This is a genomic window from Verrucosispora sp. WMMA2121 (genome assembly GCF_027460185.1).
In the GTDB taxonomy this organism is placed as follows: Bacteria; Actinomycetota; Actinomycetes; order Mycobacteriales; family Micromonosporaceae; genus Micromonospora; species Micromonospora palythoicola.
In genome coordinates this window covers 528,444-548,374 of sequence record NZ_JAPZBH010000006.1, presented here as the reverse complement: position 1 = coordinate 548,374, position 19,931 = coordinate 528,444, and the positions used below count along the sequence as shown (strand labels likewise).

The following is a 19,931-nucleotide window of genomic DNA, read 5'->3' as shown; positions in this document are numbered from 1 at the left end:
CCCTGCATCCTGCCGGAGGAGTACGACAGGCCGCCACGCGACGCGGCGCAGGCCACGTAACGACACCGTGCCGATCGCGCACGGCGACGGGACTCTGACGGCGGGTGTCCGGGCTGTGAAGGGCGGCTCGTCGAGCGTCAGGCCGTCGGGCCCGGGCTCGTGCCGGCTGCCGCCCGCAACCGCCCGGCCAGGTCCCGCACGGCCGCCTCGTACGCCTCGTCGGTGTGGTACGGCCAGTGCCGGTTCACCGGGGGTGGGACGGTGTCGTCGGGCGGCACGGTGATGCCACGGGGATCGCGCAGCCGCCGGTCGACGGTGCCGGCGGGCCCGGTGACCCGCGGCCGTTGGCCGGGGCGGTGGGCCGAGAAGATCGGTCCGCCGATCGAGTCGGTGTCCCGCCACAGGTTCACCCAGCGCCAACCGATCCGTTCGCCCAGCTCGGTCAGGACAGGGCTGCCGAAGAAGGCCGGGCACAGGCGCGCGTACACCCGGTGCAGCGGGCTGCCGTGGGTCAGCAGCGCCACCCGGGGCAGCACCCGGGACGGCAGTTGGAGCAGGGTGGCGGCGGCCAGCACCGAACCGTGACTGTGCCCGGAGAGGATCACCCCGCCCTGGTCGGCCAGCGCGGCGACCCGCTTGGCCAGCTCCGGTACCGCCCGCTCGGCGTAGCAGGGTGGCGCGAACGGGTGCACCGTACGCGGCCAGAACGTGCCGAGGTCCCAGATCGCCGCCACCGTGCGCCGGGTCTCCTCGGAGCGGTAGGAGAACAGCCCGAGCACCACGATGCCGAGCCCGACCAGGCCGATGACGTAGATACCCACATCGGTCGCGAGGGCCAGGTCCGTGGCCGCCTCGCCGTCGGTGCCGGCCAGCCGTCGGCTCAGCTCCGACGGTCCGATGCCGATCAGGTCCAGGGCGACGACCGTGACGCCGACCACCGACAGCACCAGGAACACGGTGAGCACCGGCCCCAGATGCTCGGCGATCGCGGACCGGGCGACGATCTCCCGGACGGCGGCGCGTCGGGGCAGTGCCTCCGGCGGTGGGTCGGGGAAGTCGCGTCGGACGATCTCCTCGGCCATCCGGCGGCGCTGCCGCCGGGACACCTGGATGCGCCAGAGCGTCGTCGCGGCCACGACCAGGACGGTGACCAGGCCGGCCAGGGCCGCCCAGCGGTAGGAGACCGGTGGCTCCAGGGGCGGCGCGCCGGACCGGTCCAGTCGGGCCGGATTCGGGATGTCGCCGCGGTCGAGCAGGTCCGCGATCCGGTAGACGAGGGCGGCGGCGAACCCGTACGAGACGGCGATGGACGTGGCGGCGAAGATCGGCGTCGCGAGCCCGCTCAGCCAGGACGAGCCGACGGCGCGGCTACGCCGCCGCTGGTGCAGCGTGGCCGCCACGAGCGCGCCGAGCAGCACGGCCTGGACCGCCACCAGGCCGGCCACCGCGCCCTCGTATCCGGGCAACTGGCCGTGCGGGGGCTCCGGCTCCACCGGCACCGCGCTGTAGAGCAGCGTGAGTACGGTGAGCGTGAGCGCACCGATCCGCAGTGGCCGGATGCCGCGCAGGTCGACCGGTCCCCGGCCCTGGCCGTCCGGCGCGGCGCGCGCGGGACGCAGGAGCAGGACGACACCGGCCGCCAGCAACACCCAGGACGCGCCGAAGAGCAGGTACGCGACCGGCGTGGGATGACGATGCACCGGCGCGGCGAGCAGGCTCGCGTCGAGCACACCGAGCCCGACCGCGACGTGGATGGCGCGCAACCGGTGCACCACGAGTGCGTCGTTCCAGAAGCCCGGGCTGTCGACGCGGTCCTCTCCGCCGCTGGTGCGGTCCTGCCCACGGGCGGCCGGGAACGCCTCGAACACCCGGGCCGACCGTTCGCCGAGCCACCAGAGCAGCCGCAGGGCACCGATCGGCACCAGGGCGAGCAGCGCCAGGCGAGGCCCGAGCGGCAGGTGGGCGAGCCAGGACAGATAGCCGCGACCACGCAGGCAGGGCTGGTAGGGAACGCACTGCCAGCCGACGATGTCGACGGTCACGCCGACCACGGAGAGCATGAACGCGGCGGTCAGGGTGGCGGCGAGCACCCGGCACAGCGGACCGATCACGCCGCCGGCCCCACCGGTCGCCGGCCGCGTCCACACCGCGAGGTTGACGAGCATGAACGGCAGCAGGAAGAGCAGCGAGAGGGTACGCACGGCGCCGCCGGCGGTCAGCGCCCCCCACCGGTACGCCTCGACCCGCAGGGCCTGCGGCCGGTCGCTGACGCCGAAGCCGGGCCGGGGACGGTAGAAGCCGGCGTTGTCGTCACCGGCGACCCTGGTCACCACCGGATGGTCGAGCAGTGTCTCGGCGGCGGCTCCCGAAACGCCGTGGACCCGCAGCTCGACCACCTCGTACGCCCCGTCCCAGCCCCCCGACACCGGTCTACGCTAGTGAGCTGACCTGCGGTCTCGCGGTCTTTTCGGTAACGGCGTGCGGGTCGCCCGTCAGTGCCGGGCGTGGCGGAGCAGCAGGGTGCCGTCGTCGGCGCGGAGCACGTGCCGCAGCGGCAGGCTCCGGGCGGGACTCGGGGCGCCGGCGGTGATCCGGCCGGGCCCGGCCCCGGCGGCCAGCGGCGCGATCGAGAGGCACACCTCGTCGACCAGGTCGGCGGCGGTGAGGGCGCCGAACAGGTGCGGTCCGCCCTCGCAGAGCAGTTGACCGAGTCCGCGTCGGTGCAGTTCGGCCAGCCCGGCGACCAGGTCGACCCGGTCGTCACCGTGGCGTACCAGGTCGGCCACGTCGGTCAGGCCGGGCGGTGCCGCCGCGTTCCGGTGGGTGAGCACCACGGGGCGTACCGGTGCGTCGGCGAAGGCGGCCTGGGCCGGATCGAGGTTCAGCGAGCCGGAGACCACGACCAGGGTCGGGTACTCGGTCAGCCCGTGCGCGCGTCGCCAGGCCCGGCGTCGCTCGTCGAGCCGGATCGCCCGGTATCTCTCGTGGCGCAGCGTGCCGGCGGCCACCAGCAGTGCGTCGCAGAGCATCCGGAGCAGCCCGAAGACCCGCTTGTCGGACGCGCCGGACAGCCCGGCCGAGTAACCGTCGAGACTGACCGCGCCGTCGACGCTGGTCACGAAGTTCATCCGCAGGTGCGGCCGGTCGGCGCGGGCGTATCTGGCGATGAGCGTGTCGTCGTCCACCGGCCCGGGCGATGGATCCGGCCAGAGGACGGAAATCGGCGCGCTGTCGCTCATTCGCCGGCCGGACCGGTGACGGGAGGGGTCGGTCGGGGGGTACGGTGCTGGCAGTCGCACCAGTTCCGGCCCGGGCAGTCGTCGTGCCGCCGCGCCCGGCACGCTCGGCAGATCATGCTCGCAGCCTATGCCGAGGGAGGATGGGACACCCATGCCGCGTCAGATCTTCCAGCTGAGGATGTCCCTGTCCGGGGTTCGTCCGGCGATCTGGCGTCGGGTGCTGGTACCCGGCGGCTACACCCTGGACCGGCTGCACCGGGTGGTGCAGCACGTGATGGGCTGGCGGGACTGCCACCTGCACTCGTTCGAGATCGACGGCGTGCAGTACGGCGAACCCGACCCCGACGGCGAGCTGGCCCTGCACGACGAGTTGGACGTGCGGTTGGACGCGGTGGTCGGCAAGGGCAGCCGGTTCCACTACACGTACGACTTCGGCGACTGGTGGGAGCACGACCTGCTGGTGGAGGACGTCTTCGGCGCCGAGGCGGACGAACGCTATCCGAGCTGCCTCGACGGGGAGCGGGCCGGTCCGCCGGAGGACGTCGGCGGCCCGCAGGGCTATCGGCAGCTGCTCGCCGCGTTGGCCGAGCCGGGTCATCCGGAGCATCGGACGATGCGGGACTGGGTCGGTGCCGCCTTCGACCCGGCGGGCTTCGACGCCGGTCGGGTCGACACCCTGCTGCGTCGTCTCTGCTGACTGCAACGACTCCATCGACCGTTGTCTGTGCACAACCTATCGGTCATTCCCGATTGGTTGCCCGGTCAAACGAGCTGCGTGGTAACGATCTGGGATCGCTCCCACTGGACTATTGACACTCCCGACACCTGCCGGCAATCTCATGGGAGCGTTCCCAAGAGGCGTGGATCACAATGGCGCGCGCTTGGGCGCCGACGCCGGCTGACGCAGCCGGTGCCGGCAGGCGCTGCGGCACCCCCCACCACAGACAAAAGCAGCCTCACCATCGAAAGAGGGGTCAGGATGAGCCTCACCACGCGGCGTTCCCGCATGGCGGCAGCCACCCTGGCCGCGATCACCGCCATCGGCGGGCTCGCGGCCTGCGGCAACGACGACGACACGCCGGCCGAGGGCGAGAAGCCCGCGAAGCTGGTCGTCGACACCTTCGGCGAAATGGGTTACGACGAGCTCGTCAAGCAGTACGAGCAGCAGACCGGCATCAAGGTCGAGCTGCGCAAGACCGCCCAGCTCGGCGAGTACCGGCCGAAGCTGGTCCGTTACCTCGCCACCGGCAAGGGCGCGGCCGACGTGACCGCCCTGGAAGAGGGCATCCTCAACGAGTTCAAGGCCAACCCGCGCAACTGGGCCGACCTGACTCCGCTGGTGTCGTCCGAGATCTCCGACGACTACCTGCCCTGGAAGTGGGAGCTGGGCAAGGCGCCGGACGGCCGGCTGATCGGCCTGCCGACCGACGTCGGCAGCCTCGCGGTCTGCTACCGCAAGGACCTGTTCGAGGCCGCCGGCCTGCCCACCGAGCGGGACGCGGTCTCGGCGCTGTGGCCGGACTGGAACGGCTTCCACCAGGCTGGCCAGAAGTACAAGCAGGCCACCGGCAAGGCGTTCATCGACTCGATCACCGCCGTCTCCAACGGCGTGCTGTTCCAGCAGGGCAGCGACCTGTTCTACGACAAGGAGAACAACATCATCGCGGACTCCAGCCCCGCGGTGAAGGCTGCCTGGGACACCGCCACCTCGATGGTGGACATCTCCGCCAAGGCGTCCACCTGGTCGCCCGAGTGGTCCGGCGGCTTCAAGCAGGGCACCTTCGCGGCCACCTTCTGCCCGTCCTGGATGCTCGGCATCGTCGCGGACAACTCCGGTGAGGCCAACAAGGGCAAGTGGGATGTGGCGGCCGTGCCGGGCGGTGGCGGCAACTGGGGCGGCTCGTGGCTGGCCGTGCCGGAGCAGAGCAACTACCCGGAGGAGGCGGCGAAGCTCGCCCAGTTCCTGACCAACGCCACCAGCCAGGTGGAGGCCTTCAAGGCCAAGGGCCCGCTGCCCACCAACCTGGAGGCGCTGAAGGACGAGGCCTTCCTCAACTACACCAACGAGTACTTCAGCAACGCGCCGACCGGCAAGATCTTCGGCGAGAGCGTCGCCCAGATCGAGCCGATCCACCTGGGCCCGAAGCACCAGGCGGTCAAGGAGAACGCGTTCGAGCCGGCGATGCGGGCGTTCGAGAACGGGCAGGCCAGTAAGGATGCGGCCTGGGAGCAGTTCACCAAGGACGCGCAGACCCAGGGCGTCTTCTGAGTGATTCCCCTCCGGTGGCGTTCGGGACTACCCGGACGCCACCGGTCGGTCCCCACCGCGCAGCACTCTGCGCGAGGGCCCCCGGGCCTCGCTGGAAAAGGAATAACTCATGAGCGTGTCGGCCACGACGGCGCCGCCGTCGCCAGCAGCACCACCTCCCGACGTCCCCGCCCGACGTCGGCGGGGCTATCTGTTCAACCGCCTGGATCTCAAGTACTCCCCGTACCTCTACATAGCGCCGTTCTTCCTGATCTTCGGAGCCTTCGGGCTGTACCCGATGCTGCGCACCGCCTGGATGTCCCTGCACGACTGGGACATGGTCGGCGAGCACACGTTCATCGGGTTCGACAACTACACCGCGTTGTTCTCCGACGAGTACTTCTGGAACGCGCTGGTCAACACGTTCGGCATCTTCGCCCTGTCGACCATCCCGCAGCTGCTGATGGCACTGTTCCTGGCGAACCTGCTGAACCAGACCCTGCTGCGCGCCAAGACCTTCTTCCGGATGGCCATCTTCGTGCCGAACGTGGTGTCGGTGGCCGCCGTCGCGATCGTCTTCGGCATGCTGTTCCAGCGCGACTTCGGCCTGTTCAACTGGCTGCTCGGCCTCGTCGGGGTGGACCAGATCGACTGGCGTGCCCAGGAGTGGAGTTCCTGGACCGCGATCGCCACGATGGTCAACTGGCGGTGGACCGGCTACAACACCCTGATCCTGCTCGCCGGCATGCAGGCCATCCCGAAGGACCTGTACGAGGCGGCCGCGATCGACGGGGCCAGCCCGTGGCGGCAGTTCTGGCAGATCACCCTGCCGATGCTCAAGCCCACCTTCATCTTCGTGGTCATCCTCTCCACGATCGGCGGCATGCAGCTGTTCACCGAGCCGCTGCTCTTCGCGAACGGCAGCATCATCGGCGGTAACCAGCGGGAGTTCCAGACGCTGGCCATGTACATGTACGAGAAGGGCATCTACAACCTGAGTACCGCAGGTTACGGTGCCGCGGTGGCCTGGGCCATCTTCATGATCATCGTCTTCGTGTCGCTGATCAACTTCGTACTCGTCCGCCGCGCGGCCAAGTGAGGAGAGATCGATGATCTCGGCTTCAAAGCGCCTGTGGCGCACCAGTCCACTCACCTACATGGCGCTCGTCCTGGCGGCGCTGCTGTCGATCTACCCCTTCTACTACATGATCGTGATCGGCACCCGCAGCCTGGAGTCCATCAACGACGTGCCACCGCCGATGACCCCGGCCGGCGCGTTCGGTGACAACTTCGGTCGGGTGCTCGACAACGACGCGGCCAACTTCCTCAAGGGCCTGATGAACTCGATCATCGTCTCCTCGGTGGTCACCGTGTCGGTGGTGCTGACCGGCTCCCTGGCCGGCTTCGCCTTCGCGAAGCTGCGCTTCCGCGGTCGCAACGTGCTGCTGCTGGCGATCATCGTCACCATGATGATCCCGACCCAGATGGGCCTCATCCCGCTCTGGAGCATGATGCAGTCGCTGGGGTGGTACGACACCCTCTACGCGGTGACCGTGCCGTTCCTGGTGAGCGCCTTCGGCGTGTTCATGATGCGGCAGTACGCCAGCCAGGCGATCTCCGACGAGCTGATCGAGGCCGGTCGGGTCGACGGTGCCAGCACGTTCCGGATCTACTGGAACATCGTGCTGCCCGCGCTGCGTCCGGCGGCCGGCGTGCTCGGTCTGCTGACCTTCATGGAGACCTGGAACTCCTTCCTCTGGCCGTACGCGATCCTCACCCCGGAGAACCCGACCCTGCAGGTCTCGCTCTCCTTCCTCTCGTACGCCTACTACACGGACTACTCCCAGGTCTTCGCCGCTACGGCGGTCGGCACCATCCCGCTGGTGCTCGTCTTTCTCCTCTTCGGCCGCCAGATCATCGGCGGGATCATGGAAGGTGCAGTCAAGTCGTGAGCAACCCCGCCACCCCGCCCGCCGTCGGCGTCCTCGACGAGCGTCCGCCGCTGACCTTCCCGCCCGGCTTCCTCTGGGGCGCGGCGACCGCCGCGTACCAGATCGAGGGCGCGGCGAACGAGGGCGGTCGGACCGCGTCGATCTGGGACACCTTCAGCCACACCGAGGGCCGGACGGTCGCCGGGCACACCGGCGACGTCGCCTGCGACCACTACCACCGGCTCAGCGACGACGTCCGGCTGATGGCCGAGCTGGGGTTGAAGTCGTACCGGTTCTCGGTGTCCTGGCCGCGGGTGCAGCCGGGCGGGTCGGGTCCGGCGAACGCCGAAGGGCTCGACTTCTACCAGCGGCTGGTCGACGAGCTGTTGGCCAACGGGATCGAGCCCTGGCTCACCCTCTACCACTGGGATCTGCCGCAGGAGTTGGAGGACGCCGGGGGCTGGCCGGCCCGGGACACCGCTGCCCGGTTCGCCGACTACTCCCTGCTCGTGGCCGACGCCCTGGGTGACCGGGTGAAGTACTGGACCACGCTCAACGAGCCGTGGTGCTCGGCCTTCCTCGGTTACGGCTCCGGGGTGCACGCTCCGGGCCGCTCCGACGGGGCCGACGCGGTCCGCGCCGGACACCACCTGATGCTCGGGCACGGGCTCGCGGTGCAGGCGCTGCGTACGGCGGTGCCGCAGGCACAGCTCGGGGTGACCGTCAACCTGTACCCGGTCACCCCGGCCAGCGACTCGCCGGCCGACGTCGACGCGGCCCGGCGGATCGACGCCCTGGCCAACCGGTTCTTCCTCGATCCGATCCTGCGCGGCGCGTACCCCGACGACCTGGTGGCCGACCTGGTGAAGGTGACCGACTTCGGCCACGTCCACGACGGTGACCTGGCCACCATCTCCACGCCGCTGGACGTGGTGGGCGTCAACTACTACAGCCGGCATGTGGTGGCCGCGCCGGTCTCGGGCGAGGAGCCGGAACCGTACTGGCGGGCGCAGTCCTGCTGGCCGGGCAGCGAGGACGTCCGGTTCGTCACCCGGGGGGTGCCGGTCACCGACATGGACTGGGAGATCGACGCTCCCGGTCTGGTGGAGACCCTGCGCCGGGTGCACGAGGAGTACACGGACCTTCCGCTCTACGTGACCGAGAACGGCTCGGCCTTCGTCGACGAGGTGGTCGACGGTCGGGTCGACGACGTCGACCGGCTCGCCTATTTCGACGCTCACCTGCGCGCCTCGCACGAGGCGATCAGCGCGGGCGTCCCCCTGCGGGGATACTTCGCCTGGTCGCTGATGGATAATTTCGAGTGGGCCTGGGGCTACACGAAGCGGTTCGGCATGATCTACGTCGACTACGACAAGCAGACCCGCATCCCCAAGTCCAGTGCCAGGTGGTACGCGGAGGTGATCCGACGCAACGGTCTGGCCGCACAATAGGGCGATGGCCAGCCAGTAACGGGCGGCCCGGCACCGACGCTGGTGAAGGTGCCGGGGCCGCCTGACGTCGGAGGAGCAGACGATGACAACGCAGCGCACCCGGTCGCTCGGGCGGCCGACGCTCGACGCGGTCGCCGCCCGTGCCGGAGTCGGCCGTGGCACGGTCTCCCGCGTGGTCAACGGCTCCCCGCAGGTGAGTCCGGAGGCCCGGGCCGCCGTGCAGCAGGCCATTGCCGAGCTGGGGTACGTACCCAACCGCGCCGCTCGGGCGCTCGTCACCCAGCGGACCGACTCGGTGGCCCTGGTGGTCAGCGAGTCCGGTGAGCGGATCTTCGCCGAGCCGTTCTTCGCCGGCATCGTCCGGGGGATCAGCTCCGCCCTGCTGGAGACGCCGTTGCAGCTCTGGCTGGCCATGGCCCAGTCGCCGCTGGAGCGGGAGCGGGTCGAGCACCACCTGACCAACCAGCACGTCGACGGCGTACTGCTGTTGTCGCTGCACGACGACGATCCGCTGCCCACCCTGCTGGAGGAGCGTGGCCTGCCCACCGTGCTCGGCGGGCGGCCGGCGCGGATGCTGCATCCCGAGGCGCAGCCCGTGTCGTTCGTCGACGTCAACAACGCCGGCGGGGCGCGGCAGGCCGTCGAGTATCTCGCCAGCCGCGGACGGCGGCGGATCGCCACCATCGCCGGCCCGCAGGACATGGGCGCCGGCCTGGCCCGGTTGTCCGGCTACCGGGACGCGGTCCGCACCGCCGGGTTCGGCGTCAACCCCGACCTGATCGCGTACGGCGACTTCAGCGAGGAGAGCGGGGCGACGGCCATGCGGGGGCTGCTGGAGCGCTGCCCTGACCTGGACGCCGTGTTCGTGGCCGCCGACCTGATGGCCTTCGGTGCCATGCGGTCGCTGCGGGAGGCCGGCCGCCGGGTGCCGCAGGACGTGGCGGTGGTCGGCTTCGGCGACGAGCCCATCGCCCGGCAGGCCAACCCGCCACTGACCTCGGTGTTCCAGCCGGTGGAGGAGATGGGCCGGCAGATGGCACGGCTGCTGGTCGACCGCATCCGCGGCGACGAGATCCTCACCCCACACGTCGTCCTGGACACCGAGTTCGTCGAGCGTGCGTCCGCCTGATCTGCGTACCCCGGGGATGCAGGGTGCGGGTACTCGGCCGGCCGCCATTGCGGTCAGCGCTCGCTTGCTCTCCGTGTTTCTGACACTGCGTGGCCAGCAGCCGTCCCACCCACCTGCCACCCTGCGCGCTTTGCTCTGCTTCAACCCACGCACTGGTGTCTGAGCAGTGGTAACGCGATGGCCGGTGCTGACTGTCGGCCGCGCGTGTATGCGGACCGTGAGCGTTGCGTCGGTTGAAGCAGAGCAAAGGCTGCAACCTGGTATGTCGGGGTCGGCCTGATGTGCACGGGGAGTGATGTTCGGGCAATCGCCGGATGTGGGTCTGGCGCTGACCGGTGCCGGCAAGGCGGTGGTGCCTCGGGCGGCATGGGGCGACCGCGCTCAGGCGGGGGCGGTCCAGCGGCGTAGCTCACGCTTGGCGAGGCTGTTGCGGTGTACCTCGTCGGGGCCGTCGGCGAGGCGCAGCGTGCGAGCTGCGGACCAGAGCGCGGCCAGCGGCGTGTCCTGGCTGACCCCGGCGGCGCCGTACGCCTGGATGGCCTTGTCGATGACCCACTCGGCCATCGCCGGCGTGGCGATCTTGATGGCCTGGATCTCGGTGTGCGCGCCCTTGTTGCCGACGGTGTCCATCAGCCAGGCGGTCTTGAGGACCAGCAGCCGGGCCTGCTCGACGCGGACCCGGGCCTCGGCGATCCACTCGCGTACCACGCCCTGTTCGGCGAGCGGGCGGCCGAAGGCGATCCGCTCGACGGTCCGGCGGCAGAGCAGCTCCAGCGCTCGTTCGGCCATGCCGATCAGTCGCATGCAGTGGTGGATCCGGCCCGGACCGAGCCGGGCCTGCGCGATGGCGAAGCCGGTCCCCTCGGCACCGATAAGGTTTTCCGCCGGCACCCGTACACCGTCGAAGTCGATCTCGGCGTGCCCGCCGTGCGAGGCGTCGCTGTAGCCGAAGACCCGCATGCCCCGGCGGATGGTGACCCCCGGCGTGTCCCGGGGCACCAGGATCATGCTCTGCTGCCGGTGCCGCTCGGCGCCCGGGTCGGTCTTGCCCATCACGATGAGGATCTCGCAGGCCGGGTCCATCGCGCCGGACGACCACCACTTGCGGCCGTCGACGACGTAGTGGTCACCGTCGTGGCGGATCGACGTGGCGATGTTCGTCGCGTCGGAGGAGGCGACGTCGGGCTCGGTCATGCAGAACGCGGAGCGGATCTCGCCGGCCAGCAGCGGGGTGAGCCAGCGTTCCTGCTGGGCGGGGGAGCCGAACTCGGCGAGCAGTTCCATGTTGCCGGTGTCGGGCGCGGCGCAGTTGAGCGCCTCCGGCGCGAGGTGCGGGCTGCGTCCGGTCAGCTCGGCCAGTGGGGCGTACTGGAGGTTCGTCAGCCCGGCACCGTGGCGCGGATCGGGCAGGAAGAGGTTCCACAGGTTGCGCCGGCGTGCCTCGGCCTTCAGCTCGGCCATCACCGGCGGGCGGGCCCACGGGTCACCGGCCGCGGCGACCTGGGCGGCGTGCACCGGTTCGGCCGGGTAGACGTGCTGCTCGAGGAAATCCGTCAGCTCGGTGCGCAGCTGCTCGGTCCGGGCGTCGTACGCGAAGTCCATCAGGTCTCCCTCACCGCGGTCAGTCCGTGTGCGACAAGCGGGGCGACGAGGCCCCCGATGGTGTCGAAGCCCTCGCCGAGGGTCTGGCCGAGGGTGTGCCGGTAGTGGATGCCCTCGCAGATGACGGCGAGTTTGAAGCAGCCCAGCGCGACGTGCCAGTGCAGGGGACCGACGTCGACGTCGCTGCGGCCGGCGTACCGGTCGATCAGCTCGGTGCCGCTGGGGAAGCCGGCGCGCGGCCCGAGGCCGTCGGCGACCGGATTGCCCTCGGAGAAAGCGCCGCCGCCGAGCACGTCCCAGTAGGTCAGCAGCAGCCCGAGATCGGCCAGCGGGTCGCCGAGGGTGGCCATCTCCCAGTCCAGCACCGCCGTCACCGTCACCGGGTCGACGGTGGCGAGGAGGTTGTCCAGCCGGAAGTCCCCGTGCACGATCCGACCGGCGTTGGCCCCCTCCGGCGCGGTGGCGGCGAGCCGGTCGCGCAGCTCGTCGATGCCGGGCAGCGGTCGGCTGCGGGACCGGTCGAGCTGCCCCGACCAGCGGCGGACCTGCCGGGCCAGGAACCCCTCCGGGCGGCCGAAGTCGGCCAGGCCGACCGCGGTCGGCTCGACCGTGTGCAGCGCCGCCAGGGTGTCCATCATCGTCATGGCCAGCCCGTGTCGCTGCTCGCCGGTGAGCCGGTCGGTGCGGGCGCGGCTGCGGAATACCTCACCCGGCACCCGTTCCATCAGATAGAAGGGCGCCCCCAGCACGTCCGGCTCGGTGCAGAGCAGCAGGGCGCCGGGCACCGGGACGTCGGTCGGGGCGAGCGCCGAGATGACCCGGAACTCCCGGGCCATGTCGTGCGCGGTGGCCAGCACGTGCCCGAGCGGTGGACGACGCAGCACCACGTCGCGATCGCCGGCGTGGACCAGGTAGGTCAGGTTCGACCGGCCACCGGCGATCAGCTCGGCCCGTAGCGGGCCGGCGGCCAGATCGGGACGGTGCGCCGACAGGTAGCCGCCGAGCCGGTCCAGATCCAGACCGGCGGGCGAGCCGGCGGTCGGTTCGGTCATCCGGACAGTCCATGGCAGCTCCGGCGGCTTGTCAAGGTCAGGTTTGACCCTCGGGACATGCCGCCGCAACAGGGACGAAATGGTCAACTGCCAGGCTGGCATCAGCCTGCCGGCCACCGTGTCGGCCCGCCGAGCGGAGGGGTTTGAGATGTTGCTGCGCGTTCGGGTCACCCTGCCGGACCGTCCGGGCACGCTCGGTCAGGTGGCGCGCACCCTCGGCGTGTCCGGGGCGGACATCGTCCAGGTGGTCGTGCTGGAACGCCTCGGCGGGCGGGCGGTCGACGACTTCACGGTGGTGTGGCCGGGCGCCGCCCGGGTGGAACGGCTGCTGGCCGGTCTGGCGGCGATCCCCGGCGTCCGGGTGGACGGGGTCTGGCGGGCGATCGGCGCGCCCACCACCACCGGCCAGGACGCCGAACTGCTGGCGCAGGTCGCGGCGAACCCGGCCGACGGGCTGGCCACCCTGGTCGACGCGGTACCCGGGCTGCTCGCTGCCGACTGGTCCGTCGCCGCGGTGGTGCCGGTCGACTGGGCGTCGCGTACCGGGGGTGGCGGTGCGACGGTCGGGCACGCCAGTTGGCGTACCCCGGTGCCACCGAAGCTGCCGGAGGTGACCCCGCTGCGCGCCCGGGCGATGACCGCACCCGACGGCGGTCACTTCGCGGTCGCGCCGTTCGGTCGGGCCGGGTTGGTCCTGGTGGTCTCCCGCGAGCACAGCGACACGCTCACGCCGGCCGCGTTCCACTCGACCGAGGTGGACCGGCTCGCCCAGTTGGTCCGCGCCTGTGCGGTGATCCTCGGCGACCGGCTCGACCTGGTGGGCACCCCGCCGGTGAGCGCCAACCCCTGACCGGCTGTGACGCAGACCGCAGGGCCGGACGCGGCTGGACATGGTGAGGCAACCGACCGGCAACAGCCGCGGACGAGGGTGGCAGGCGAAGGGAGGCAACGATGACGCTGTGGCGGATCCGAGCCACCGTGGACGACCGGCCGGGCTACCTGTCGGTGCTCACGGCGAGCCTCGCGTTGCGTGGAGTCAACATCCTCACCGTGCAGGTGCACACCACCGAGCACGGTGCCGTCGACGATTTCCTCGTCGACGCGCCGGACACCCTCGACGAGGCGGGACTGCTCGCCGCCGTCGAACGGGGCCGGGGGCGGGACTGCTGGGTGGCGCGCAGTGAGGCGCGTGGCCTGGCCGACCAGCCGACCCGGGTGCTCGGGCTGGCGACCCGGCTGGTGCACGATCCGGATGCCACAGGTGAGGTGCTCCGGGCGCTGCTCGGTGCCGACGAGGTGACCTGGCGGGCCGCGCCCGCCCTGGCCCGCCCCGGGATCGACGGCAACACGATGCTGCTGGCCGACCCGAACGGCGGGTCGTACACCCTGCGCCGGCTCGCGCCGAGCTTCACCCCGGCCGAGTACGCCCGGGCCCAGGCACTGCTCGAACTGGGGGCCACCGCCGTCCGCCGCAGCACCGAGCAGGTCACCGTGGTGCTGCCCGACGGTGCCGAACTGACCGTACGTCCCGCCGTCGCGGACGACCTGACGGCGGTGGTCGAGTTGCATCAGGCCTGCTCGGCGCGCAGCCGGCAGCGCCGTTACCTGGGCGGCGCGGGTCTGCCCGCTCCGGCCCGACTGCGCCGGCTGCTGGAGCCGGCCCGCGGGCTGACCCTGGTCGCCGCGACGACCGGCTCCGGCGGGGCGGCGGAGTCGGTCGTCGCGATGGCCAACCTGCTCGCCGAGGGTGACGAGGCCGAGCTGGCGTTGCTGGTACGCGACGACTGGCAGCGCCGTGGGCTCGGTTCGACGCTGCTACGCCGGCTGACCCGGCAGGCCGAGTCGGCCGGCTACGCGGCGATGGTGCTGCACGTCCAGGCGGACAACACCCCGATGCTGCGTACGCTGCGCCGGTTGTCCCGGCCGACCACCGTCCAGCGGGACGGTGGCCTGCTGACCATGACCGTGCCGTTGGCCGCCGAGGCCCCGGCGACGGCGGAAACCGCCGGCTGACGGCTCAGACGACCGACCTCCGGTGCGGAGGCCGGTGAGGTGGGCAGGGCTCCCGGTGCGGGAGTCCTGCCCACCGCGTGCTTCTGGTCGACCCCTGGTCAGAGGTTCGGCGGCAGGGCGGTGCGGTCCTGGAAGTTGCCGTAGAGGCGGTCGTCGTCGCCCACGGTGACGGCTTGGACCAGCAGGTCCCCGCCGACGAACGCACCCTTCCAGGAGGCGCCCCGCCCGCCGAACGGCTCCTGGCGGTCGCCCCGTGAGCGGGGTTTGTTGACGCCCACCTTGAAGGCCTGCAGGTCGACCGCCAGCTTCGCCGCCTCGTCGGTGTCGTCGCAGGCGAGGGAGGCCACCAGCGCGCCGTTGGAGGCGTTCATCTGGGCCAGCAACTCGTCGGTGGTGTCCACCACGACGATGGTGTCGACCGGGCCGAACGGCTCGGCGTGCATCAGCCGGGATCGGCCGGGCGGGGCGAGCAGCACCGACGGCGCGACGTACGCCGAGGTGTCCTGCCCGGGCAGGAACGGCGCGCAGTCGAGTTTGCCCCGGTACAACGGAACGGCGCCGCCGCGTACCGCCTCGTCGACCTTCCGGTGCAACTCGTCGGCCTTGGCGGCGCTGATCAGCGGGCCGAAGTCCAGCTCCGGCAGCGGGTCGCCGGCCCGCCAGGTCTCGTCGACCGCGAGCGGGTGCCCGAACCGGACCGAGCGGACCACCGGCAGGTACATGTCGAGGAACTCGTCGACCAGATCCCGCTGGACCACGAACCGGGGGTACGCGGTGCAGCGCTGCTTGCCGTACTCGAAGCCCTTCCTGAGATGCGCGGCGAGCAGGTCCCACTGGGAGAAGTTCCACACGCCCCAGGCGTTGAGGCCCTCCTGCTCGATGAAATGTCGCTTGTTCGAGTCGAGCAGGGCGGCGGCCACCTTTCCTCCGTTGGAGCGGCCACCGACGAAGGCCACCGCGCCGATCTCGGGCGCCCGCACCAGCACCTCGGACAGCGCCTCGCCGCTGCCGGAGAGCAGCGTGGCGGGCAGCCCGGCGCGGTGCAGCAGGGCATGCGCCACGGTCAGACAGACCGCGCCGCCCTGCGACGGCGTCTTGGCGATGACCGCGTTGCCGGCGAGCATCTGCACCAGTTCGGCGTGCACCAGCACGCTCATCGGGTAGTTCCACGAGGCGATGTTGCTGACCGGGCCGGGCAGCGGGGTACGGCCGTCGGCGAGCATCCGGTCGATCTCGTCGACGTACCAGCGCACCCCGTCGAGGGCGCGGTCGACGTCGGCGCAGGCCAGTCGCCACGGCTTGCCGATCTCCCAGACCAGCAGCAGGGCCAGCAGGTCGCGGTGGGCGGTGAGGGCGTCCAGCGCGTCGATGACCCGCGCCCGGCGTTCGGCCAGCGGAGTGTCGGCCCAGGTGGCGTGGGCGGTGGCGGCGTGGGTCACCGCGTCGTGCGCGGTCGCCGCGTCCAGCCGTGCCAGGTTGACGAGCACACTGTTGTCGACCGGGGTACGCGCCGGCGTCGGCGCGCCGCCGGTGCGCCACTCGCCGCCGACCAGGTTCCGTAGCGTGACGGTGCCGTCGGCCGGGTGGTCGAACGCCTCCGCGGCGGCGGCCACCGCCCGGGCGAGAGTGTCGGACCAGGAGGTTCCGTCGGCGAGTCGTAGAGCCATCGCGATCTCCTCAGGTGGGCGGGGGAGCGGCCGTCGACGGGTGCCGCCAGGTGCCGCGTACTGTCGCCTGCGGCCCAGTGCGACGGCAACAGTACGGTCCGTATATCAGGGCGACGCGTCGTCGAGCGTCCTGAGTGGACGCGCGTTCGCCGCCTCGAAGATCTGGATTCACCTGGCACTTCCCGGCAAGCCAATAGACGGATGTCGATGATGTGAAGAAGACCCCTTTGTTACTGGTGAGTACGCCCGCAGCCGTGTCGCGGTGTCACAACCGCAGATCTGTGGACGGGCTGCCGTCGGGTTGGTTGTCGGTCTTCACAAAGCGGTGACCTGAGCATTACATTGCTGGATATCCATGGGAGCGCTCCCGGTCCTGTTGGAGCCACCTCGCCACCACTGTCGGCAGCCCGTTCCGTCCGACCTGGCCTCGCCTCCGTCGGTGCTGCCGACCACGCATCGACAGGAGTAGTCGCATGCACGAACCGACCCGGCCGGGCCGTCCCCACGGCCGTCGACACCGGCCGGACCAGCCCTGGCCCCGCCGGATGCTGGCGGCCGTCACCGCGCTCGCCGCCGGCGGCACGCTCGCGCTCGGCGTACCCGCCACCGGTGCCGCCGCCGCGCCGACCGACGGTGCCGCGACCACCGCCGCGGCACCGGCCTTCAACTACGCGGAGGCGCTGCAGAAGTCCCTGCTGTTCTACGAGGCGCAGCAGTCCGGGAAACTGCCGGACTGGAACCGCGTCTCGTGGCGTGGCGACTCGGCGCTCCGTGACGGCTCGGACGTCGGAGTCGACCTCACCGGCGGCTGGTACGACGCCGGTGACCACGTGAAGTTCGGCTTCCCGATGGCGTTCAGCGCCACCATGCTGGCCTGGGGCGCGGTCGAGTACCGGTCCGGGTACGCCGCCTCCGGCCAGCTCACCCACCTGCTGAACAACCTGCGGTACGTCAACGACTACTTCGTCAAGGCGCACCCGTCGCCGAACGTCCTCTACGGACAGGTGGGCAACGGCGACGACGACCACAAGTGGTGGGGACCGGCCGAGGTGATGCCGATGGCGCGGCCCGCGTACAAGATCGACGCGAGCTGCGGCGGCGCGGACCTGGCGGGGGAGACCGCCGCCGCGATGGCCGCCTCGTCCATGGTGTTCCGGCCCACCGACGCCGCGTACGCCGACAAGCTGCTGACCCACGCGCGCCAGCTCTACACCTTCGCCGACACGGTGCGGAAGAACTACCACGAGTGCATCACCGACGCGACCAGCTTCTACCGGTCCTGGAGCGGCTACCAGGACGAACTGGTCTGGGGCGCGATCTGGCTGTACCGGGCCACCGGTGACGCCGCGTACCTGGCCAAGGCGGAGAGCGAGTACGACAAGCTCGGTACCGAGCCGCAGACCACCACCCGTTCGTACAAGTGGACCGTCGCCTGGGACAACAAGCAGTTCGGGGCGTACGTGCTGCTGGCCAACCTGACCGGCAAGCAGAAGTACGTCGACGACGCCAACCGGTGGCTGGACTTCTGGACCGTCGGGGTCAACGGCGAACGGGTCCGGTACTCGCCCGGCGGGATGGCGGTGCTCGACTCGTGGGGTGCCCTGCGGTACGCCGCCAACACCGCGTTCGCCGCACTGGTCTACAGCGACAAGACCACCGACGCGACCCGCAAGGCGCGCTACCACGACTTCGCCGTCCGGCAGATCAACTACGCGCTCGGTGACAACCCCCGCAACTCCAGCTACGTGATCGGCTTCGGCACCAATCCGCCGAAGAATCCGCACCACCGCACCGCGCACGGTTCCTGGTGGGACAGCCAGACCGTACCCACCGAGACCCGGCACACCCTCTACGGCGCGCTGGTCGGCGGGCCGTCCTCGCCGAACGACGCGTACACCGACAACCGGTCCGACTACGTGATGAACGAGGTCGCCACCGACTACAACGCCGGCTTCACCTCCGCGCTGGCCCGGCTCTCCCAGGAGTACGGCGGCACCCCGCTGGCCAACTTCCCGGTCCCCGAGCAGCCCGACATCGACGAGCTGACCGTGGAGACCACGGTCATGCAGAACGAGACCCGAGCCACCGGCATCAAGGCGATCATCTACAACAAGTCGGCCTTCCCGGCCCGGGCGCTGACCGACGCGAAGTTCCGCTACTACTTCCGGCCCGACGGCACCGGCCCGGTGCAGGTGACCTCCAGCTACACCCAGGGCTGCCCGGCACCGACCACCGCCCGTCAGGCCAGCGGCGATCTCTGGTACGTCGAGGTCGACTGCACCGGGCACACCATCGCCCCGGCCGGCCAGTCGCAGCACCGGATGGAGGTGCAGTTCAAGGTCGGTGTGCCCGAGGGCGGCACCTGGAACCCGGCGAACGACCCGTCGTACCAGGCCACCGCCGGGCCGAACCGCAACGTGCCGCTCTACTCCGGGGGCGAGGTGGTGTGGGGTTCGGAGCCCGCGCCGGACGCCCCCGACACCACCCGGCCGACCACCCCCGGCACCCCGGTGGCCACCTCGGTCACCTCCCGGTCGGTGAGCCTGACCTGGGCACCGTCCACCGACTCCGGCAGCGGGATCGACGTCTACCTCGTCAGCACCCGCCAAATCGGCAGCGACGCGATCGTGTTGAGCAACGCCAGCACCAACTCGCTGACGATCGACGTGCTGCCGGCCCGGACGTACGAGTTCAGCGTGGTGGCCCGGGACAGGGCCGGCAACACGTCCTTCTCGTCACCGTCGCTGAGCGTGACGACTCCCGCCGTGGACACGGGGGACACCGTCCCACCGACCACGCCGGGCACGCCCACGGTCTCCGCCGTCACCTCGACCGGTGCGACGCTGACCTGGGCTCCGTCGACCGACAACGTGGGCGTCGTCGGGTACCGGATCTACCGTTCGTACCTGGTCGACACCCTGATCGACACGGTCACCGAGCCGACCTACCGGCTGACCGGCTTGACTCCGGACAGCACGACCCCGTTCTACGTGGTCGCGATCGACGCCGCCGGCAACGCCTCGCCGCCCTCGCAGACGGTGATGGTGACCACCTCGGCGCCGCTGCCCACGTCGCCCTGCCGGGTCACCTACGGCACCAACGACTGGAGCACCGGCTTCACCGCGAACATCACCATCACCAACACCGGCACGACCGCGATCAACGGCTGGACACTGGCGTTCAGCTTCCCGAACGCCGGGCAGCGGGTCGGCCAGGGCTGGTCGGCCACCTACGCCCAGACCGGTGCGGCGGTGACCGCCACCAACATGTCGTACAACGGCAACCTGGCACCGGGCGCGTCGGTCGGCATCGGCTTCAACGGCACGCACACCGGCAGCAACCCGAAGCCCACCACGTTCACGCTCAACGGCGCCACCTGCACCATCGGCTGAGACGAGTACCGGTCTCCCGGTCGCCGCCGGCCGGCCGGTGTAAGGCGCCGCGCTGGCATGTCACCCAGGAACGACCGTTCCTGGGTGACATGCCACGCACAGCGAGCGATGCTCGCTCTGCGTGGCATAGGCGGCGTCAGACCTTTGCCTCACTTCGCACGCTTTGCTCTGCTTCAACCTACGCAATAGCGCCTGAGCAGGGGCTTC

At 70.9% G+C, this 19,931-nt stretch carries 14 protein-coding genes; 9 read left to right on the top strand and 5 right to left on the bottom strand.

The features are described from left to right. Window positions 1–137 precede the first annotated feature (137 nt). Window positions 138–2,426 carry a hypothetical protein gene (locus tag O7605_RS11455; protein WP_269739168.1) on the bottom strand — a complete coding sequence of 763 codons (2,289 nt, stop codon included), beginning with the start codon at window positions 2,424–2,426 and terminating at the stop codon, window positions 138–140. Between the two features lie 66 nt (window positions 2,427–2,492). Further along, window positions 2,493–3,239 (bottom strand): pyrimidine reductase family protein, encoded by a 747-nt coding sequence (locus O7605_RS11450; RefSeq protein ID WP_269739167.1) that lies wholly within the window; start codon window positions 3,237–3,239, stop codon window positions 2,493–2,495. A gap of 151 nt (window positions 3,240–3,390) precedes the next feature. Here O7605_RS11450 and O7605_RS11445 point away from each other — a divergent pair, with 151 nt between their 5' ends. The 6 genes from O7605_RS11445 (at window position 3,391) to O7605_RS11420 (ending at window position 9,998) form a co-directional block, all read left to right on the top strand. Beyond that, the gene (locus O7605_RS11445) at window positions 3,391–3,936 is read left to right on the top strand and encodes a plasmid pRiA4b ORF-3 family protein (RefSeq protein WP_269739166.1); all 546 of its coding nucleotides are present in this window, start codon (window positions 3,391–3,393) and stop codon (window positions 3,934–3,936) included. Window positions 3,937–4,218: 282 nt separating this feature from the next. Continuing rightward, window positions 4,219–5,508, top strand: coding sequence for an ABC transporter substrate-binding protein (locus tag O7605_RS11440; protein WP_269739165.1), 1,290 nt, complete (start codon window positions 4,219–4,221; stop codon window positions 5,506–5,508). Between the two features lie 109 nt (window positions 5,509–5,617). Beyond that, a complete protein-coding gene (locus O7605_RS11435) occupies window positions 5,618–6,586 on the top strand; it encodes a carbohydrate ABC transporter permease (RefSeq protein ID WP_269739164.1) in 969 nt (322 codons plus the stop codon). A 10-nt stretch (window positions 6,587–6,596) separates the two neighbouring features. Further along, a complete protein-coding gene (locus O7605_RS11430) occupies window positions 6,597–7,439 on the top strand; it encodes a carbohydrate ABC transporter permease (RefSeq protein WP_093402872.1) in 843 nt (280 codons plus the stop codon). Next, window positions 7,436–8,869 (top strand): GH1 family beta-glucosidase, encoded by a 1,434-nt coding sequence (locus O7605_RS11425; RefSeq protein ID WP_269739163.1) that lies wholly within the window; start codon window positions 7,436–7,438, stop codon window positions 8,867–8,869. Before O7605_RS11430 ends, O7605_RS11425 begins: the two co-directional genes overlap by 4 nt. A gap of 82 nt (window positions 8,870–8,951) precedes the next feature. Next, on the top strand, window positions 8,952–9,998 hold the full coding sequence (locus O7605_RS11420; RefSeq protein ID WP_269739162.1) for a LacI family DNA-binding transcriptional regulator: 1,047 nt from the start codon (window positions 8,952–8,954) through the stop codon (window positions 9,996–9,998). 381 nt (window positions 9,999–10,379) lie between these two features. Here O7605_RS11420 and O7605_RS11415 read toward each other — a convergent pair whose 3' ends face one another. Both O7605_RS11415 and O7605_RS11410 read right to left on the bottom strand, forming a co-directional pair. Beyond that, window positions 10,380–11,600 carry an acyl-CoA dehydrogenase family protein gene (locus tag O7605_RS11415; RefSeq protein ID WP_269739161.1) on the bottom strand — a complete coding sequence of 407 codons (1,221 nt, stop codon included), beginning with the start codon at window positions 11,598–11,600 and terminating at the stop codon, window positions 10,380–10,382. Continuing rightward, window positions 11,600–12,652, bottom strand: coding sequence for a phosphotransferase family protein (locus tag O7605_RS11410; protein WP_269739160.1), 1,053 nt, complete (start codon window positions 12,650–12,652; stop codon window positions 11,600–11,602). Before O7605_RS11410 ends, O7605_RS11415 begins: the two co-directional genes overlap by 1 nt. Window positions 12,653–12,800: 148 nt before the next feature. On the opposite strand from O7605_RS11410, the gene O7605_RS11405 reads away from it, so the two are divergent. Then, a complete protein-coding gene (locus tag O7605_RS11405; protein ID WP_269739159.1) occupies window positions 12,801–13,502 on the top strand; it encodes an amino acid-binding protein in 702 nt (233 codons plus the stop codon). Between the two features lie 101 nt (window positions 13,503–13,603). Beyond that, window positions 13,604–14,665: a GNAT family N-acetyltransferase gene (locus tag O7605_RS11400; protein WP_269739158.1), complete on the top strand. Its 1,062-nt coding sequence runs from the start codon at window positions 13,604–13,606 to the stop codon at window positions 14,663–14,665. Window positions 14,666–14,763: 98 nt separating this feature from the next. Here O7605_RS11400 and O7605_RS11395 read toward each other — a convergent pair whose 3' ends face one another. Beyond that, the gene (locus tag O7605_RS11395) at window positions 14,764–16,332 is read right to left on the bottom strand and encodes an aldehyde dehydrogenase family protein (protein WP_269739157.1); all 1,569 of its coding nucleotides are present in this window, start codon (window positions 16,330–16,332) and stop codon (window positions 14,764–14,766) included. 473 nt (window positions 16,333–16,805) lie between these two features. Here O7605_RS11395 and O7605_RS11390 point away from each other — a divergent pair, with 473 nt between their 5' ends. Further along, the gene (locus O7605_RS11390) at window positions 16,806–19,724 is read left to right on the top strand and encodes a glycoside hydrolase family 9 protein (protein ID WP_269739156.1); all 2,919 of its coding nucleotides are present in this window, start codon (window positions 16,806–16,808) and stop codon (window positions 19,722–19,724) included. The last annotated feature ends 207 nt before the right edge of the window (window positions 19,725–19,931 follow it).

Excerpts from the sequence above, each read along its gene's own strand:
- O7605_RS11450 (WP_269739167.1), bottom strand. The coding sequence starts at position 3,239 with ATGAGCGACAGCGCGCCGATTTCCGTCCTCTGGCCGGATCCATCGCCC.
- O7605_RS11445 (WP_269739166.1), top strand. The coding sequence starts at position 3,391 with ATGCCGCGTCAGATCTTCCAGCTGAGGATGTCCCTGTCCGGGGTTCGT.
- O7605_RS11440 (WP_269739165.1), top strand. The coding sequence starts at position 4,219 with ATGAGCCTCACCACGCGGCGTTCCCGCATGGCGGCAGCCACCCTGGCC.
- O7605_RS11435 (WP_269739164.1), top strand. The coding sequence starts at position 5,618 with ATGAGCGTGTCGGCCACGACGGCGCCGCCGTCGCCAGCAGCACCACCT.
- O7605_RS11430 (WP_093402872.1), top strand. The coding sequence starts at position 6,597 with ATGATCTCGGCTTCAAAGCGCCTGTGGCGCACCAGTCCACTCACCTAC.
- O7605_RS11420 (WP_269739162.1), top strand. The coding sequence starts at position 8,952 with ATGACAACGCAGCGCACCCGGTCGCTCGGGCGGCCGACGCTCGACGCG.
- O7605_RS11415 (WP_269739161.1), bottom strand. The coding sequence starts at position 11,600 with ATGGACTTCGCGTACGACGCCCGGACCGAGCAGCTGCGCACCGAGCTG.
- O7605_RS11410 (WP_269739160.1), bottom strand. The coding sequence starts at position 12,652 with ATGACCGAACCGACCGCCGGCTCGCCCGCCGGTCTGGATCTGGACCGG.
- O7605_RS11405 (WP_269739159.1), top strand. The coding sequence starts at position 12,801 with ATGTTGCTGCGCGTTCGGGTCACCCTGCCGGACCGTCCGGGCACGCTC.
- O7605_RS11400 (WP_269739158.1), top strand. The coding sequence starts at position 13,604 with ATGACGCTGTGGCGGATCCGAGCCACCGTGGACGACCGGCCGGGCTAC.
- O7605_RS11395 (WP_269739157.1), bottom strand. The coding sequence starts at position 16,332 with ATGGCTCTACGACTCGCCGACGGAACCTCCTGGTCCGACACTCTCGCC.
- O7605_RS11390 (WP_269739156.1), top strand. The coding sequence starts at position 16,806 with ATGCACGAACCGACCCGGCCGGGCCGTCCCCACGGCCGTCGACACCGG.